Source organism: Clostridium sp. (genome assembly GCF_032576335.1).
Classification (GTDB): Bacteria; Bacillota; Clostridia; order Oscillospirales; family Acutalibacteraceae; genus Faecalispora.
The window spans coordinates 88471-104958 of the sequence record NZ_JAWFXC010000006.1 but is presented as its reverse complement, the minus strand read 5'-3'; the positions used below and the strand labels follow the sequence as shown (position 1 = coordinate 104958).

The following is a 16488-nucleotide window of genomic DNA, read 5'->3' as shown; positions in this document are numbered from 1 at the left end:
CAATTACAGAGATGCTAAGAACGGCAGCTCTGTATTGCCGCCAGACAGCAAAAAGCAAACCTTCTGCTCCGGCTCAAAATGGATATTCCCCTCTAAAATAGCTCCCATGGTGATAGAAGATGCCGGCTCGGCAACAATTTTGCCCTCACTGCTTAACAGGCGAGCTGCTTTTGCAATGTACTCTTCATTGGTAGATACTACCTGATCCACATACTTTTGCACCAACGGGAAGTTTGTTTGACCCGGCTGGGTTACAAGCAGTGCGTCTGCCAAGGAGGCAGCCTTTGGCAGGTTAACCCTCTCACCGGCTGCAATACTGTGGGAATAGCGGGATACAACCGCAGGTTCTGCGCCAACCACCCTTACCGTTGACTTTTCACCTTTTGCGCCAATGGCAACGCCTGAAACAAGACCGCCGCCGCTTACTGGCGTCATAATAATATCTACTTCTGGCAGCTGCTGAACAATTTCTACTCCACAAGTACCTTGACCTGCTATAATCGCTTCATCATCATACGGAGGAATAAAAACAGAGCCGTACTTTTCCACAAGGCTCTGCGCCAAAGCCTGGCGGGCATTGAGCTCACACAGAAGAACCTCGGCACCCAAACCCTTAATCTCATTCACTTTTATTTCTGGTGCGGTGTCGGTTAGCACAACAGTAGCCTTAATCCCCAGCATTTTCGCCGCGTAGGCTACACCAATACCATGGTTGCCAGACGAAACTGCCACCACGCCCATTTTCAGTTGTTCGGGTGTGAGAGTTAAAACCTTATTTAACGCTCCTCTAAGTTTAAAGGAATGGGTTTTTTGCATATTTTCCGCTTTTACATATACTTGGCAGCCAAGGAAGGCATCCAAATTCTGCAAGCGAATAACCGGAGTTTCATAAAGGTATTTTCCAATTCGTTCTTTTGCCAAAGCGACATCTTGTGCTGTTACCATATCAAGTCTCTCCTTTTACTTGTTGTGTGCCGTTGTTCTGCCATTAAGCTTTTCTTCATTCTAAATTACCACAAAAATGGAGTATTCTGCAAATTCAAATTTTAGTAAGTATGTATTGATTATTTTGTATTTCTTTTTTGATACTAAAACTATGTATTAAAAACGGGCTACCCTACGGATAGCCCATTTCGTTTTATAACCAGAGCAATTTCAATTTAGTTCAAAATAGCCAGCTCGGTCTCTTTATCAAATATGTGGCACTTCATCATATCCAGAGCAATGTTAGCCTTGTCGCCGGGCTTTGCGGTGGAGGCAGGGTCAACACGGGCAGTAAGAGAATTGCCCTCGCAGCTTAGGTACAAATAAATTTCTGCACCCATCAGCTCGGTAACCTCAACGTCTGCCGTCGCCAAGCTATCGGGAGACTTCGCAAGGAAAGCAGGCTCGTCGTGAACATCCTCTGGGCGAACACCAAAGGTAACGGTTTTGCCTACATATGCTTCCAAAGAAGTTCCCTCTGTTTTTTCCTGAGGAATCTTCACGGTAGTATTGCCAAAGGTAAGCGTATACTGAGCGCCGTCTTTCCCCAGAACAGCATCGAGGAAGTTCATTTGCGGGGAACCCATAAAGCCTGCAACAAACTCGTTTACCGGGTGCTCATACAGATTTTGAGGGCTATCTACCTGCTGAATGAAACCGTCCTTCATAACAACGATACGATCCGCCATCGTCATTGCTTCGGTTTGGTCATGGGTAACATAAATGAACGTGGTACCAAGGCGCTTATGAAGCTTCGCAATCTCGGTTCTCATCTGCGCACGCAGCTTTGCATCCAAGTTGGATAGCGGTTCATCCAGCAGGAATACTTTCGGGTCACGCACAATGGCACGCCCCAAAGCAACACGCTGGCGCTGACCACCGGAGAGAGCCTTCGGCTTTCTTTCCAGCAGGTGAGAGATGTCGAGACTACGCGCGGCCTCTTCAACGCGGCGCTTAATTTCGTCTTTCGGTGTTTTACGCAACTTAAGGCCGAATGCCATGTTATCAAACACGGTCATATGGGGGTACAGCGCATAGTTCTGAAACACCATAGCAATATCACGGTCTTTGGGGGCAATGTCGTTTGCCAGCTTGTCCCCGATGTACAGCTCGCCCTTAGAAATTTCCTCCAGTCCGGCGATCATACGGAGCGTGGTGGATTTTCCGCATCCAGAGGGGCCAACCAAAATTATGAATTCCTTGTCTTCAATCTCCAGGCAGAAATCCGTAACTGCTGTTACACCGCCTGAATAAATCTTGTAAATGTTCTTAAGTGATAAACTCGCCATAAATAAACCTCCTGAGCATATGGATCAATCTGAAAGCACAGCGTCGTACCCGACGCCCAAAACCTAATGGAAATAGCAAGATTTGATATTATTAATATAGCAGAAGAACCCTCATTTTAACAGACCTTTTTTACCCAAACTTTGCATGGAGCGTTTAGGTAAATCCCATAAAGAAGATGAAGATGTGATAAAAACCAACCTGCATTTCAGGTGAAAACAGCCAGAATTTCTTTTTCGTCCATTTGTCTAACCTCACCAGGAGCCAAATTGGGGTCCAGTTTCAGAGAACCAATTTGCACTCGGCGCAGTGCCAGTACGGTTTTTCCACGGGCCATAAACATTCGCTTAACTTGGTGGTATTTTCCCTCATGGATTATTACGCGAACCTGCCGCTCCAGGGGAAGTGTATTCTCATCTGCCAAATCTTGGGGCATTACAGACAATTTTGCAGGAAGAGCATCAAAATCTTTCATTTTTACTCCGACAGAAAACGCCAAAATATCCTCTGAATCGATAGGCTTATCCAGAATCGCTTCATATATTTTTTCAACTTTCTTTTTGGGAGAGAGCATTTTGTGTGCATATTCTCCATCATTTGTTAGAATTAGTAAGCCTACTGTGTCCTTATCGAGTCTTCCGGCTGGGAAAAGCCCTCTTCGCTGCCATTCCTGGGGAACCAAATCGACCACAGTTTTTGCCCTTGTATCTCGTGATGCCGAAAGTACCCCCTGCGGCTTATTCATCATCAAATAAATCATTTGGGAAGATGCCAGTTCCCGGCCATCTACAGCTACCGCGTTACACTCTGCGTCTACCTTTTGCTCCGGTTTTACTACCACAGCACCATTAACAGTAACCCGCCCTTTTCGAATCAATATGCCTACGTCTTTACGGCTACCAATATTTTGGGAGGCCAGTATTTTATCGAGCCGCTCCAGCGCCATTCTATCTTCCCTGCCTTTTTCATTATTATCCCTTATCATTGCAAACACAACACAGCCTTACCGGCTCACTACCCGGCACTCAAAAAGCTGGCTTCTTAGGCCTTTGTTTTTTGTTGCAATACTATTGTACTGTGCGGGAAGAGAAAACGTCAAGGTAAAAAGCGTGCAGAGAAAAATTCTCCGCACGCTTTTCTATGAATGGAGCGATACGCTATCGAAATAGAAATTATGTCATGATTCAATCTGTTGGCCACGCGTTGGTGGGTATTTCGCTTACATTGGTCTGCTTGGCGGACTCTGCTGAAGAAGTAAGCTGCTTTGCCGTATTACCGGGCATAATGCGGTCACTCCCTGCAAATCCACACATGAAGCCGTCTATGGGGGTAGAGCTAATATCTCCTCCAATTACCTTACCGCCAAGCACCAGCATAGTGGCACGAACGGGAGCGCCTTGGTCGGTTGCGTTATTTATCTCATATACCCACTGTTTGCATATCTTACCTGCATAGCGTGTCAAATCCAGCCCTTGCTCTTTTTGCATGCTATTGTACTTTTCGTACACCTCATTAAAGGTTGCAGGTATGGTTATTTCACGTATTTCAATGGGCTCACTCGAAACTTCCCAACCAAATTGGGATAAGAACGCAATGCGATCTTCGTTACTATCGGCTTTTACGTTATATTTTTGGTTGCCCATGGTTGCTTCGCTGCCCGACCCACGAACCACCATTGCTGTTATAGCCACAAGAACCAACACTAGAATAAGAAATACAACCAACAGAATGTTTTTACGTTTTGCTTTCACAGATACGACGAACATTGCTCTCTCCCCCTTAATTCATACCAATACATATGCACTTTACTGCCCGCTCATGCAAGCATTTTTCGATTTACTCCTGTTATATGAAAAGCTGGTCTAGCATAGCACATTAATGCACCAAATAACAAAAGGCTGATAAAATACATCAATTAAAAATGCGCCTACAATCGGAACAATTATAAGTGCCTTGCGTGATTCCCCGTACTTTGCCTGAATGGTAGTCATGTTGGCTACCGCAGTGGGAGTAGAACCTATGTCGTGCCCAATTAAACCGACACACATAACCGCCGCATCGTAATTTTTTCCAAGGATGCGGAAAATAATAAAATAAGTAAGCAATACCAAAACGACCGTTTGCGTAACCAGAACAACCAACAGCGGGAGAGCAAGCTCTGCCAGCTCCCAAAGCTTGAGCGTGAGAAGAGCCATAGAAAGGTAAAGCCCTAATGTTACGTCTCCCACCTTATCGTTAAAGTCCATGCGAAACTCATAAAAATGGTACTTTTCATTCAGGTTACGCACCAGTACCGCAAAAAACATTGCACCCACATAAGTTGGGATCGACATATGAATCAATTGTCCCAAATAACCAACAATGACAGATCCAAGCGTCATGCAAAGCATCAGAGCCGTTAGGTTTTTCATCGTGCAGGCGTAATCCATTACCTTTTGTTCCTGTGGTTGTTCTTCATAGCCACTTACATCAATCTTGAATTCTTCATCTGGCTTTGGCTCAAGCCGGTAGCGAATAATCAGGCGACGACCCAACGGTCCGCCAATCAGGCTTGCTACGATGAGACCAAACGTTGCTGCTGCAAGGCCTACCAGGCTTGCTCCGGGGTAACCCATGCTCTCCAGTGTTTGCCCGTATGCCGCTGCACCACCGTGGCCGCCCACCAGTGCCACAGGGCCAGAGACGATTCCATAGGCGGCATGCAGGCCTACCATTGGGCCAAGGCCGACTCCAATTCCGGTTTGCAGAACGGTTATGACCACATTTACCAACCAGTAAACAACCAGCAGCTTCCCGCCTGTCAGCAAAACACGCAGGCTGGCGCCAAGCCCTACTGTGGTAAAAAAGGCAAGCATGAATACCGCCTGAAGAGATGAATCAAATTGAAAATGAATGGCACCGCTTAAATAAAAACCAAAATTAATGAATACAAACAGGAACCCTCCCACTACGGGAGCGGGAATGCAAAACTTTTCTAGGAATAAAATCTTGCTTTTTAGGAAGTAACCTATTAAAAGAAAGATTGCCGCTAAGGTCATCGTACCAATATTGTCAAATGAAAAGGTTAATACCGAATCTACCAATTCCGCACGCATACAAAATCCCCCTCAAGAATATCCGTATTCGCAGAGTTGCACAGAGCATTGTATTCTCACCTCCCCAGTAAATGGAACGCCTATGCCCACAACTCTTGCCTGAATAGATATGATAAACCTGGACCTAATATGAACTTTTCCCGACTTTAAAAACGAAGTTAACGTTAACTGTCAAGAATGCAAATAATTGATATACGGATGCAGTTTTGCTTTCCGCTTTTGTCTGAAGTACGTAATTAAAACGCAAAAAGCCCCTGCTGCTTAAAAGCAACAGGGGCTTACAGATATACATTGAAAAGTGTGGTTATTCGGCATTTTCAAAATTGTACCTAAAATCAGGCCTTACCTGCACAGCCCAAAACGGTGTTAATTTTGTGCTCAACCATTCCTTTAATGGAAGTACGTGCGGGCCCGAGGTACTGGCGGGGGTCAAAATGAGAGGGATTTTCCGCTAAGTATTTGCGAACACTTGCAGTCATTGCCAAGCGAAGGTCAGAATCGATGTTGATTTTGCACACTGCCATTGTGGCAGCCTGACGAAGCATGTCTTCCGGAATACCAATCGCATCCGGCATACTACCACCAAAGCGGTTGATTTCCTCAACAAACTGCGGAACAACAGATGATGCACCGTGCAGAACAATGGGGAATCCGGGCAGGCGGCGAGAAACTTCCTCTAGAATGTCAAAACGAAGCTGGGGCTTTTGGCCAGGTTTAAATTTAAAAGCGCCATGGCTGGTTCCAATGGCGATCGCCAGCGAATCCACTCCGGTTCTCTTTACAAAATCCTCAACTTGATTCGGGTCTGTGAAATGCGCAGCATCTTCATCTACACTCACATCGTCTTCAATGCCGGCAAGCTGACCAAGCTCTGCTTCCACCGTTACATTGTATTTATGAGCATATTCTGCAACGCGGCGAGCCTCTTCCACATTCTCTTCATAAGGCAAAGAGGAACCGTCAAACATAACGGAGGAAAAACCACCATCGATGCACTCTTTGCAAAGCTCAAAAGAAGGGCCATGATCCAGATGCAGTGCGATAGGCAGCTCGGGGTTCAGCTGAACCGCCGCTTCTACCAGCTTTGTAAGATACGTGTGGTTCGCATATTTGCGGGCTCCTGCGGAAACCTGTAGGATTACGGGAGCTTTCAGCTCATGGCAAGCCTCTGTGATTCCCTGAATAATCTCCATGTTGTTAACGTTGAATGCGCCGATGGCGTATCCGCCTTCGTAGGCTTTCTTGAACATTTCCGTCGTATTTACCAATGGCATTTGGATCACACTCCTGAAAGATTTTAATAGTGGATTCTGTTAACGGCAACAAATGTGCTGTTGTGGCTATTATACCATAAATCAGCAGAAAAGACAGGCTTGTTAAAAAAACAACTATAAAATCTTAGGAAATATTTTTGTATCTTTCAGGCAGTAAACAGTTCTGCATTACACCGGCTATAATGAAAAAGGTATTGCTGGGCAATCCCTGCATAGGGGCCCAGCTGCTCGGGCGTATAACCGGGAAGCAGTACAGCCATGGCGCGTTTCATCCAAACATCCATCGGGAATGCCTCCAACCGGTGAAAACCATACAATAAAGCACATTCAGCAACCTTGTCTCCCACACCGTAAATTTGTGTAAGACTTTGGCGGGCTTCCTCCATTGGCAAATGGTAAAGTGCGTTTAAATCGACCGTTCCGTCACAAACCTTCTGCGCGGCATCAATCAGGTATTTTGCTCGAAAGCCACTGCGTACTGGCGCGAGTGTGTCTATGGTTTGCTCTGCCAAGCGCTCCGGGGTAGGAAAGTCATGAAAACCATCGCGCTCCTCACCAAGCAATTGGCATAACCTGTCCACCAAGCCTTTAATGCGTGGTATATTATTGTTTTGGGATAGAATAAACGAACAAAGTGCTTCCCATGGGTCCTGCTGCAATAAGCGGATACCCGGTGCAAACGTTGCGGCTTCTTTCAAAGCAGGGTGCATTTGCGCAAATAATTCCCGTACCACAGCGTAATCAAAATTAAGGTCAAAGTAAGGAATCCAAATCGATTCAAATTCCGCTGCTGTGACTCCGTGAAATAACACCGTGCCGTTTTTCTCGGTTATTGTCAATTTTCGTCCGAAAGCAATTCCTCGATATTCTCCGTCAGGCAGCACCTGCCAACGAAAGCACTGGCCACAATCCAGCGTTTGCTGTAAATCCAAATCGGTAGAAGACAAAATCTCGATTCCTCGCATATTTTCTATGTAGTGCATGGGCTACCTCCTTTTCCGCGATTGCTTTCGCGGCTACACCATTGCTATTCGTTATAGCATACTTTTAAAGAAACGTAAACGCCTCTTTACGAAACCTTGTAAAGAAGAAAAATACTATTTGTTATTTGAGAATTTGTATTTGTGCGTCGGAATCGGTTGACATAACAGGTTTTTTAAACAAACTCTAACAAAAGTTAACACAGCGGTATACCGTGACTTATCAACACTTTCAACAGAGTTATCCACAGTCTGATCCCGGGTTATCCACAAAGTTTATGTAAACCTACAACTTTACTAATGGTATAACGTGTATTTGTACAATCCTTTTCCTTACTAATTCCGTATAAACGATTTGCTTTAGCCTAAAATAAAGGTATTAAAACAGCAGGAGGCTCAATATGATCCGCGGAATTAGCAGACAAATCATTGAGGTAAAGGAAACAGGCAATATGTACTATGAAAGCGCTTATCTAATCGTTAAGCCAGAATACGCAAGCGCTGAACGCGAGCTTTTAGAGCGAGAGGCCCGCAAAATACTACGTAGCTTAGACGCACCCTCTGGCATGAAAAGAGCAAAGGGAATGTCTTTTTGGGTTACACGCGTTCTCCCTCCTGCGGCAGTTGCCGCAGTGGCAACTATTCTTTATTTTGCCACAATTTAAGCCGATACACAATCCGCCTTTTTTTAACAAAATCTTTTCCTTTCCGTTACCTTTTGTGTTATAATAACCTCACGGTGCAGGCCGAAGCATAGCTTCAGGGCACCTGAGAGAACATTGAATCATCTGCCTTACTCTATTTTTAAATTGAGTGCAATTTTTTGATTTTGATTATTTTAGATGATTGAGTAACCTCACGGTGCAGACCGAAGCATAGCTTCGGGCACCTGAGAGAGAACATTGAATCATCTGCCTTACTCTATTTTTAAATTTAGTGCAATTTTTTGATTTTGATTATTTTAGATGATTGAGTAACCTCACGGTACAGACCGAAGCTTAGCTTCGAGCACCTGAGAGAACGTTGAAAAATCTAGTGAATGTTACTTTTTACGCATACCTCAGTCTTCTTCTGGTGCAAGGGCTTGTCCCTCAAGCCGGGGTGGGCACTCCCTTTCTTGATGAGAACAAGAGGAGAAAAAACTCACTATAGACTCTGCCTTTGGAATCGGTTTTGAGAACGACCCAAAACCGCAAAACGAAAACCATCGATAGCGCTCCATTAAAATGTTACCTTCGTAGCTACCATAAAGAAATTAGCAAGTGCATCCCAACTGTGGGCGGTCATTTTTAGAGCGCTTTTGTTCGCCCGCAGATGCTGCCCAGCAGCGTATAAAATAAATTTAGAATAAAATATATCGGTATGTGGCAATTGCCGCAACCGTACTTAACAAATACGATAAAGACCGTAAAGAGGAGTCAGAAACATATGGAAGATAATAAAACCACTGGGCGCGGCGACGATATTATTGCGGGCAGAAATGCCGTTAGCGAAGCACTGAAATCCGGGCGCACAATCGACAGCATCTACATGGCGCGGGGTAACCGCACAGGCTCCATTGGCGGAATTATCACAAAAGCGAAGCAAGCTGGGATTCCCATTAAGGAAGCTGACCCCAAAAAGCTTGATTATATGTGCGGGCACGCAAACCACCAAGGCGTGGTAGCCGTGGCCGCAGTGAAAGAATATGCCACTTTAGAAGATTTGTTCCGTGTGGCGGAAGAGCGTGGCGAGCCGCCTTTCTTCCTAATTGCGGACGAGCTGGAAGACCCTCACAATTTGGGGGCAATCCTCCGCACAGCGGAATGCTCCGGTGCACACGGTGTCATCGTGCCACGCCGCAGAGCTGCCGGGCTTACCTATGCCGTTGGCAAAGCATCTGCAGGTGCGGTGGAATATGTACCGGTTGCAAGAGTGACCAATTTAGCCAATACTTTAGATGAACTGAAAAAACGCGGCCTATGGATTTATGCCGCTGATATGGACGGGCAAGACTGGTGTGCGGTGGATTACCGCAGCCCTGCTGCCATTGTAATTGGCTCAGAGGGCTTTGGCGTAAGCCGGCTTGTTCGAGAAAAATCAGATTTTATCATATCTTTGCCGATGCTGGGAAAGATAAACTCGTTGAATGCTTCTGTGGCATGCGGCGTGATTTGTTATGAAGTCGTACGGCAGCGCAGGGGGATTCAGGCTAAATAAGCAAAAGGACGGGAGCGTGTAGCCTACCATGGAAAACAATAAGGGGAAAAACTCTCCGGAATACTCGGTGGATGATATTCTGGCGGAAGCAAAAGACCGTTTGAGCAGTAAGGCGTTTGAAACGCTGTCCGGCGAAGACGAGAAAAGCGCACCGCGAATTCAACCACCCGAGACTCAGCCTAAGCCGGAACAGCCGGCCCCGCCTGAGCGAGGGCCAGAGATTCCGGCCCCTATTTCTCAGCCCCCACAGGAAATGCCGGCTCAGCCAATGACTCCTGGGCAAAATGGAGAAATCCGATTCATTTCGGCAACAAATACAACCAGCCCTGAAGAATCCGAAAAGGAACAGCCCGCACCCCGCGGGCTGAAGGGTTTTTTTGCACGCAGGCGCATTCGAAAGGCAGAAAAAGCGTGTGAGTTTGATGATGAAGAGGATATTTATTACGGTCTTCAGTTAAAACCAGTGGAAGAATACAAAAAAGGGTATGATGACCCCATCCACACAGAGAAGGGCCCCACACCTGCATTTCGTTATTTATTTGATGAAACACCGGAAGATGAGATGGAAGAAGAAATCTCTGCTCGCTTTCAGCCAAAGGAGCCCGATTCACCGGTTCATCTTGTAAGAGAAACACAGCAAAGACCGCTTGGCCCTACCGCACCCCAGAAACCTGCAAAGCAGGAAGCGGTACATCCAGAACTGGAAAGTGAACCTGCAAAAAAGGAATCTACACAAGAGTTCCGTTTACCGGAGCTTCCTACCAGCAACCACTTGCGCTTAGAACCGCTCCCTTTCCCAAAAGAAAGCGAAAGCGGATTTATGGATTTGGAAGAGGCAGCTCGTCTGGTTCAAAAATCCCAAGGAGAAGCTTCTACCCCCGTAAAACAGCAGGTCAAACCGCAGCGCCCCGCTAGGGAGGTACTCACGGCACAGCCATCAATTTCGAAAAAAGAAGTTACCAAAGAGATGGATGTTGTAACGCCGGAATCGGAACCTCAGCCTGCCCCCTCGGAACGCAAGGGGCAATCGGGAACGCAATCTCCTGCACACGAACCGTTAAATCCGAATGCAGATTCCCCGTCAGCTCCCAGCCCGGTACCGCAGGAGCCCACCAAGCAGTTAGCGGCGCAGCCCGCTGTACCTCCGTTAGGCTCACCGGCAGAACAGCCCGAACCGGTTGAGATGCAAACAGTAATGTCGCAATCGGAGGAAGAAAAAAGGGCACGAGCCGCTCTGGAGCAGCTTCAGGCACAAGCTGCCATACGCAAAGCGGAACAACAAAAAAAGGAGCAAATTCGTTCCTTAGTTCGAAGCTCACGCAAATACCTACCGAACACCCTACCGGTTCATATTTTAGAATTTAATCGCTTGGAAGCGGCACTCGCCCGTGTGGAAGAATGCTACCAACTTGCGCCGGAGGAAGAACCTGAAGTACCGGCACACAAGCAACCACGCCACCGTCGTAAAAAGGTAACCTCCTCTTCCAACGTACATAGCTTTCACTTCCTCGGCGAGATGGAAGAAGACAACGACCCCGGTGATGAACCGGTACCAGAGCCCGAACCAGAGAATCTGGATGACTATACCACTCCGGAAGATGCTCCTTCCATACTACACGAGCTCGGGGCAGAGCACCGCGCGCTCGCTTTGCGTGTTTCGGTCACCGGAATACTCTTGATGGTCATGCTGTTCTGGGGTTTTGTCAGTGAACGCTCCGGTATGCTACCCACCTTTTTGAGGGCAGATGTTTTGCCTCTCGCATACCTGATTACAAACCTTTGTCTATTCACAATAGCAGTAATTTTTTGCCGCAAAACCGTTTTTGGCGGCATCCGCGCATTGGCTAGACTGCAGGCCAACGCAGACAGCGGCGTGGCCGTTGCCGCCGTTGCCGCTTGGATACAAGGTGCGGTCATGCTCTTTCAAACACATGAGGTTGAAAATGGTCAGCTTCATTTGTATGCGGTTCTTGCCGGACTCGGTCTTTTCCTCAATTCTGCCGGTAAACTCTCAATGGTGAGGCGCATCCGTGCAAACTTCCGCTTTTTAGCTTCCCCAGAGCCGAAAATGGCTGTTGAGCTGTTTGATGATTACAACACCGCTCTGCAGCTTGCAAAAGGCTGTGTTGTGGGTGAGCCGCTCATTGCTTACCAACGAAAGACCGGTTTCTTCCGCAATTATTTGCGCAACTCCTATGACCCTGACCCCAGCGAGCAGGCGTCGCAGTCTATGGCTCCCCTGCTGTTTCTTGGCAGTATATTGCTGTGTGCAGTAAGTCTTATTTTTACCAGAAGCGCTTCCGCAGCGGTAACGGCCTTTGCCGCAGCTGCATGTGTGAGTGCTCCCATTACCAGCATGCTGTGCGCCAACATGCCTATCAGCCGTCTTTGTGCTTTGGCACGACGGTGCGGTACAATGCTGGTAGGCAATTCGGCTGTGGAGTATTTCTGCAACACCAACGCTTTAATGACAGATTCCAAAGAGCTGTTCCCCAAGGGAACTGTTATATTAAATGGCATTAAAACCTTTGGCGGACAGCGAATCGACGAAGTAATTATGGATGCCAGCGCAGTTATGTGTACGTTAGGTGGCCCGCTTAGTGACCTGTTTGAGCAGATTATTCAAAACCGACGCGACATCTTACCCAAAGCCGAAAACATTACGTATGAAGATGACCGGGGTGTTACCGGGTGGGTGAACGGGCGACGTACCTTAGTGGGTACCCGCCAACTGCTGGAGCAGCACGGGCTTACTCCTCCCTCTAGAGATTATGAGAATAAATACCTGCTGGGGGGCAAAAAGGTCGTTTATTTAGCCTCTCAGGGTGAACTGGTTGCCATGTTTGTCATATCGTATAACTCAGACAAACGGCGGGCACAGGAGCTTCGCCGAATGGAGAAAAACGGAATCAGCCTGATACTGCGCACAACTGACCCCAATATGACTCCTGAGTTTGTAGCGGAATGCTTTGGGCTAGACCCGCACTCTGTGCGAGTTTTACCGGAAGCCCTTGGCTCTCTCTACCAGAACAAAATTACAAAGGATTGTGAGCGCTCTGACGCATTGCTTGTCACAAAAGGCCGCCCTGCCTCGATGATGCGGATGCTAACGGCCTGTGTGCGTGAAAAAAGCAATGTTACCATGGCTACCATGCTGCAAACCGTTGGTGTCATTCTCGGTTTCCTTTTTGTTGCGTTTCTTATCTTTTTCTCTGGACTTGAGCAGCTTTCTACCATGGCACTCCTGTTGTACCAGCTATTTTGGACTGCTGCGGTTCTACTCATTCCACGATTGCGCAAACCATAATTATTACACTCGACCTTATTCGACGGACAGTCCCTTATTCACAGGGCCTGTCCGTTTTTTTGCAAGTCAAGCAAAAACAGGGGAAACATCTGGCAGAAAACGAATTCGTTAAATTGTATAGTTTCCATAAAATCCTCTTATTTAAAGCGTATAATTTATTAGAAAGCATTGCTTCCTATGTGAAAACAGGATATAATTGTAAATAATAACTGGGAATGGATTGTATGGAATATCCAAACGACTCCTGTTTTTACAGAACAGTCTCCCGGCAATACCCTACTGCCCCGGCTGGGGCATCTTGAAAGGAGTTTTACCAAGTGAAGCAGTATCATGCGAAAAATATTCTGAACATTGCGATCGCGGGCCACAGTGGCTCGGGAAAGACTACGCTGGCAGAGGCATTGCTGTTTTTGTCCGGCGCGTCTGACCGGTTGGGAAAGGTAGGGGAAGGAAATACCGTTTGTGATTACGACCCAGAAGAAATCCGTCGTAAAGCATCTGTGGGAGCAGCGGTTGCTCCGTTAGAGTGGAAAAACCACAAGATTAATCTTATTGATACTCCCGGCCTGTTCGACTTTGAAGGCGGGCTTTATGAAGCAGTACGTGCTGCGGATTCTGTTTTAATTACCGTTTCCGGCAAATCCGGTGTACTGGTAGGTACCGAAAAAGCAAACCAGGCGGCAGCAGCACGCGGGCTTTCTAAAATCTTTTTTGTAAACGGCCTATGCGACGAAAGTGCGCGTTTTTACCGTGTATTTGAAGATCTAAAAGCCAGCTTTGGACCATCTGTATGCCCGGTGGTTGTCCCGTACATTGTAAACGGCAATGCCGACTGCTATGTGAACATATTGGAGTATAAGGCGTATCAATACCAGAACGGAACACCGGTTGAAGTGCCGATGCCCGACATGGGCGACCGTTTGGATGGTCTGCGCACGGCAATTTATGAAGCCGTAGCGGAAACAAGTGAAGAAATGTTTGAAAAATATTTCTCCGGCGAGCAGTTTACACCGGAAGAAGTGATTGTTGGCGTAAGCAAGGGTGTGAAAAGCGGAACCATCAGCCCCGTATTCTGCGGTGATGCTCAGCTTACTTATGGAATTGAACAGCTTCTTAACGGCCTGATTTGGCTGGCGCCCTCCGCGGAAGAAAAAAGTGGCGAGCTGGGGCTGGATGTTGGCGGCAACCCCGTGGAACTTTCCCCGAATGAGGATGGAGCCACGGCTGCTATCGTCTTTAAAACAATTGCCGACCCATTCATCGGCAGACTATCCTATCTGAAAGTCATCTCCGGAAAAATCACAACGGAAACTCCGTTAGTCAATATGAGAACCGGGAATCCCGAGCGTATAGGTAAGGTGATTACCATTCGGGGCAAAAAACAGGAGGATGCACAGGTACTTGTTGCCGGTGACATTGGTGCAGTACCAAAGTTGCAAAGTACCGGCACGGGAGATACCCTTTGCTCCCCCGCACGCAAAGTCGTACTCGACGGCGTTGATTATCCCGCTCCCACACTTTCTATGGCGATTGTGCCAAAAGCCAAGGGCGACGAAGATAAAATTGCACAGGGCATCCTGCGTCTCTTAGAGGAAGACCCCACCCTTCGCTTTGTAAACAACCCGGAAATCCACCAGATGATTCTTACCGGCCTTGGGGAACAGCATTTGGATGTAGTTGTTTCGAAGCTAAAGAGCAAGTTCGGAGTGGAAATCACCTTAACAGAACCACGCGTACCATACCGCGAAACCATCCGCAAAAAGGTGCAGGTACAGGGTCGCCATAAAAAGCAAACCGGCGGCCATGGCCAGTTTGGTGATGTTTGGATTGAATTCGCGCCTTGCGACAGCGACGGCCTAGAGTTTGGTGAGCGCGTAGTTGGCGGCTCAGTGCCAAAAGGTTTCTTCCCTGCGGTTGAAAAGGGACTGCGTGAGTGCATTTTGAAAGGCCCGCTGGCAGGGTACCCAGTGGTTGGCCTGAAAGCAACCCTGTATGATGGCTCGTATCACCCGGTTGATTCCTCTGAAATGGCATTTAAGCTGGCAGCAGCCGTCGCCTATAAAACCGGAATGCCGCAGGCATCCCCCGTATTGCTGGAACCCATTGGCACCTTAAATGCTACCGTGCCTGATTCCAACACCGGTGATGTTATGGGTGAGGTAAACAAGCGCCGCGGCCGCATTATGGGTATGAGCCCGGGTGCAGACGGAATGCAGGTAGTCGAAGCAGAGGTTCCTATGGCGGAAATGCACGACTTTACCACATTTATTCGCCAGGTAACACAAGGGCGTGGCAGCTTTACCTTTGCCTTTGTCCGTTATGAAGAAGCACCGGCACAAATGGCTCAGAAAGTAGTGGAAGGCGCGAAAGCAGCAGAGAAAGCCGAATAAAATACAATAAAACACACAGCCGGAAAATCTCCTGCAAAGGAGATTCTCCGGCCTTTTTATGTGTTACAGTCATATTGTAAGCATTTATTTTCTTTTAGTAAATGAATGCTTAGATTCGGTTGCAATAAGCAAATGAAAACGATATACTATAATAATATATATTGCAATAGTGTTAGGAGGTACATATGCTGAAAATCTGGACGAAGACCCTCAGTCTGTTATTAAGTTCCCTATTGTCCATATTTCTATATATACCTGCTTATCTGGCAGATTCAATCCACTCTGCAATGGGCAACGGAATGCAAATAGAGTTAAATGAACTCTTTCTTCATTCCCCATTCGATTTATCTCAAATTCGATTGGAGCAAAAGAATAGTACAGGTGAAGTGTCTATTGCAAACTCTGAAGAAGCAGCCGGAAAATTGTTTAACGCAATGGATGAGAGTGCTTCTAACAAGGATAACGCAGATCAGGGTCGTATAATCACCCGAAAGATATATAAAGACGTTGTAGAGGGTGACAAGGTTGCAAGGCTTTACGCAATTGTAGAAATCTATTATTGGGATTCCTTTGCGCAGATAAACACCGTAAAAAAGATGGGCTGGGAACGGCTTAGCGGAGGCGAATGGTCTTTGGAAGATCAAAGTGTCGATTGGTGGTTGCCAAACGCCACTCCCGATACGGTCGTTAACTTTATGGGCTCTGCGGTTATTACCATACCCTCTGAAATAAAGAGAACGGGACGATTCCCAAAATGGCTTAAAACAACCTATACGCAAACCTATTACGAAAGGCACCTTATTTCTGCAGAGTTTGGTCTTTGTGTGATGTAACTCTTTGCACTAGCAATTCTACTTTATATAGCATTACACAAAGCACTGTGTTCGAAACCATTACTTTACTGGTTAGAATCCAGTTTGCACTCACAAGCGCAAAAAAGCAGGGGCGGGATTTAAAAATCCCGCCCCTGCT

At 46.9% G+C, this 16488-nt stretch carries 12 protein-coding genes; 5 read left to right on the top strand and 7 right to left on the bottom strand.

Annotation, left to right across the window (positions count from 1 at the left end):
* Positions 1-3: 3 nt before the first annotated feature.
* The 7 genes from E7L17_RS08630 to E7L17_RS08600 form a co-directional block, all read right to left on the bottom strand.
* A complete protein-coding gene (locus E7L17_RS08630; RefSeq protein ID WP_316322856.1) occupies positions 4-945 on the bottom strand; it encodes a threonine/serine dehydratase in 942 nt (313 codons plus the stop codon).
* A 215-nt stretch (positions 946-1160) separates the two neighbouring features.
* Positions 1161-2273, bottom strand: coding sequence for a sn-glycerol-3-phosphate ABC transporter ATP-binding protein UgpC (locus E7L17_RS08625; RefSeq protein ID WP_316322855.1), 1113 nt, complete (start codon positions 2271-2273; stop codon positions 1161-1163).
* A 206-nt stretch (positions 2274-2479) separates the two neighbouring features.
* Positions 2480-3217: a pseudouridine synthase gene (locus E7L17_RS08620; protein ID WP_410470660.1), complete on the bottom strand. Its 738-nt coding sequence runs from the start codon at positions 3215-3217 to the stop codon at positions 2480-2482.
* Between the two features lie 238 nt (positions 3218-3455).
* On the bottom strand, positions 3456-4037 hold the full coding sequence (locus E7L17_RS08615; RefSeq protein WP_316322853.1) for a DUF4830 domain-containing protein: 582 nt from the start codon (positions 4035-4037) through the stop codon (positions 3456-3458).
* A 96-nt stretch (positions 4038-4133) separates the two neighbouring features.
* Positions 4134-5366 carry a sodium/glutamate symporter gene (gene gltS, locus E7L17_RS08610; protein WP_316322852.1) on the bottom strand — a complete coding sequence of 411 codons (1233 nt, stop codon included), beginning with the start codon at positions 5364-5366 and terminating at the stop codon, positions 4134-4136.
* A 335-nt stretch (positions 5367-5701) separates the two neighbouring features.
* A complete protein-coding gene (gene fba / locus E7L17_RS08605; RefSeq protein ID WP_316322851.1) occupies positions 5702-6640 on the bottom strand; it encodes a class II fructose-1,6-bisphosphate aldolase in 939 nt (312 codons plus the stop codon).
* 146 nt (positions 6641-6786) lie between these two features.
* The gene (locus E7L17_RS08600; RefSeq protein WP_316322850.1) at positions 6787-7623 is read right to left on the bottom strand and encodes a DNA-3-methyladenine glycosylase family protein; all 837 of its coding nucleotides are present in this window, start codon (positions 7621-7623) and stop codon (positions 6787-6789) included.
* 398 nt (positions 7624-8021) lie between these two features.
* On the opposite strand from E7L17_RS08600, the gene E7L17_RS08595 reads away from it, so the two are divergent.
* The 5 genes from E7L17_RS08595 to E7L17_RS08575 all read left to right on the top strand — a co-directional run bounded on the left by E7L17_RS08595 (position 8022) and on the right by E7L17_RS08575 (position 16349).
* A complete protein-coding gene (locus E7L17_RS08595) occupies positions 8022-8285 on the top strand; it encodes a hypothetical protein (protein ID WP_316322849.1) in 264 nt (87 codons plus the stop codon).
* Positions 8286-9048: 763 nt separating this feature from the next.
* Positions 9049-9819: a 23S rRNA (guanosine(2251)-2'-O)-methyltransferase RlmB gene (rlmB, locus tag E7L17_RS08590; RefSeq protein ID WP_316322848.1), complete on the top strand. Its 771-nt coding sequence runs from the start codon at positions 9049-9051 to the stop codon at positions 9817-9819.
* Positions 9820-9847: 28 nt separating this feature from the next.
* Entirely contained in the window at positions 9848-13126 is a 3279-nt protein-coding gene (locus E7L17_RS08585) for a hypothetical protein (RefSeq protein ID WP_316322847.1), read from the top strand.
* 317 nt (positions 13127-13443) lie between these two features.
* Positions 13444-15516 carry an elongation factor G gene (locus E7L17_RS08580; RefSeq protein WP_316322846.1) on the top strand — a complete coding sequence of 691 codons (2073 nt, stop codon included), beginning with the start codon at positions 13444-13446 and terminating at the stop codon, positions 15514-15516.
* Positions 15517-15701: 185 nt separating this feature from the next.
* Entirely contained in the window at positions 15702-16349 is a 648-nt protein-coding gene (locus E7L17_RS08575) for a hypothetical protein (RefSeq protein ID WP_316322845.1), read from the top strand.
* Positions 16350-16488 lie beyond the last annotated feature (139 nt).

Excerpts from the sequence above, each read along its gene's own strand:
- E7L17_RS08575 (WP_316322845.1), top strand. The coding sequence starts at position 15,702 with ATGCTGAAAATCTGGACGAAGACCCTCAGTCTGTTATTAAGTTCCCTA.
- fba (WP_316322851.1), bottom strand. The coding sequence starts at position 6,640 with ATGCCATTGGTAAATACGACGGAAATGTTCAAGAAAGCCTACGAAGGC.
- E7L17_RS08600 (WP_316322850.1), bottom strand. The coding sequence starts at position 7,623 with ATGCACTACATAGAAAATATGCGAGGAATCGAGATTTTGTCTTCTACC.
- E7L17_RS08620 (WP_410470660.1), bottom strand. The coding sequence starts at position 3,217 with ATGGCGCTGGAGCGGCTCGATAAAATACTGGCCTCCCAAAATATTGGT.
- gltS (WP_316322852.1), bottom strand. The coding sequence starts at position 5,366 with ATGCGTGCGGAATTGGTAGATTCGGTATTAACCTTTTCATTTGACAAT.
- E7L17_RS08630 (WP_316322856.1), bottom strand. The coding sequence starts at position 945 with ATGGTAACAGCACAAGATGTCGCTTTGGCAAAAGAACGAATTGGAAAA.
- rlmB (WP_316322848.1), top strand. The coding sequence starts at position 9,049 with ATGGAAGATAATAAAACCACTGGGCGCGGCGACGATATTATTGCGGGC.
- E7L17_RS08625 (WP_316322855.1), bottom strand. The coding sequence starts at position 2,273 with ATGGCGAGTTTATCACTTAAGAACATTTACAAGATTTATTCAGGCGGT.
- E7L17_RS08615 (WP_316322853.1), bottom strand. The coding sequence starts at position 4,037 with ATGTTCGTCGTATCTGTGAAAGCAAAACGTAAAAACATTCTGTTGGTT.
- E7L17_RS08595 (WP_316322849.1), top strand. The coding sequence starts at position 8,022 with ATGATCCGCGGAATTAGCAGACAAATCATTGAGGTAAAGGAAACAGGC.
- E7L17_RS08585 (WP_316322847.1), top strand. The coding sequence starts at position 9,848 with ATGGAAAACAATAAGGGGAAAAACTCTCCGGAATACTCGGTGGATGAT.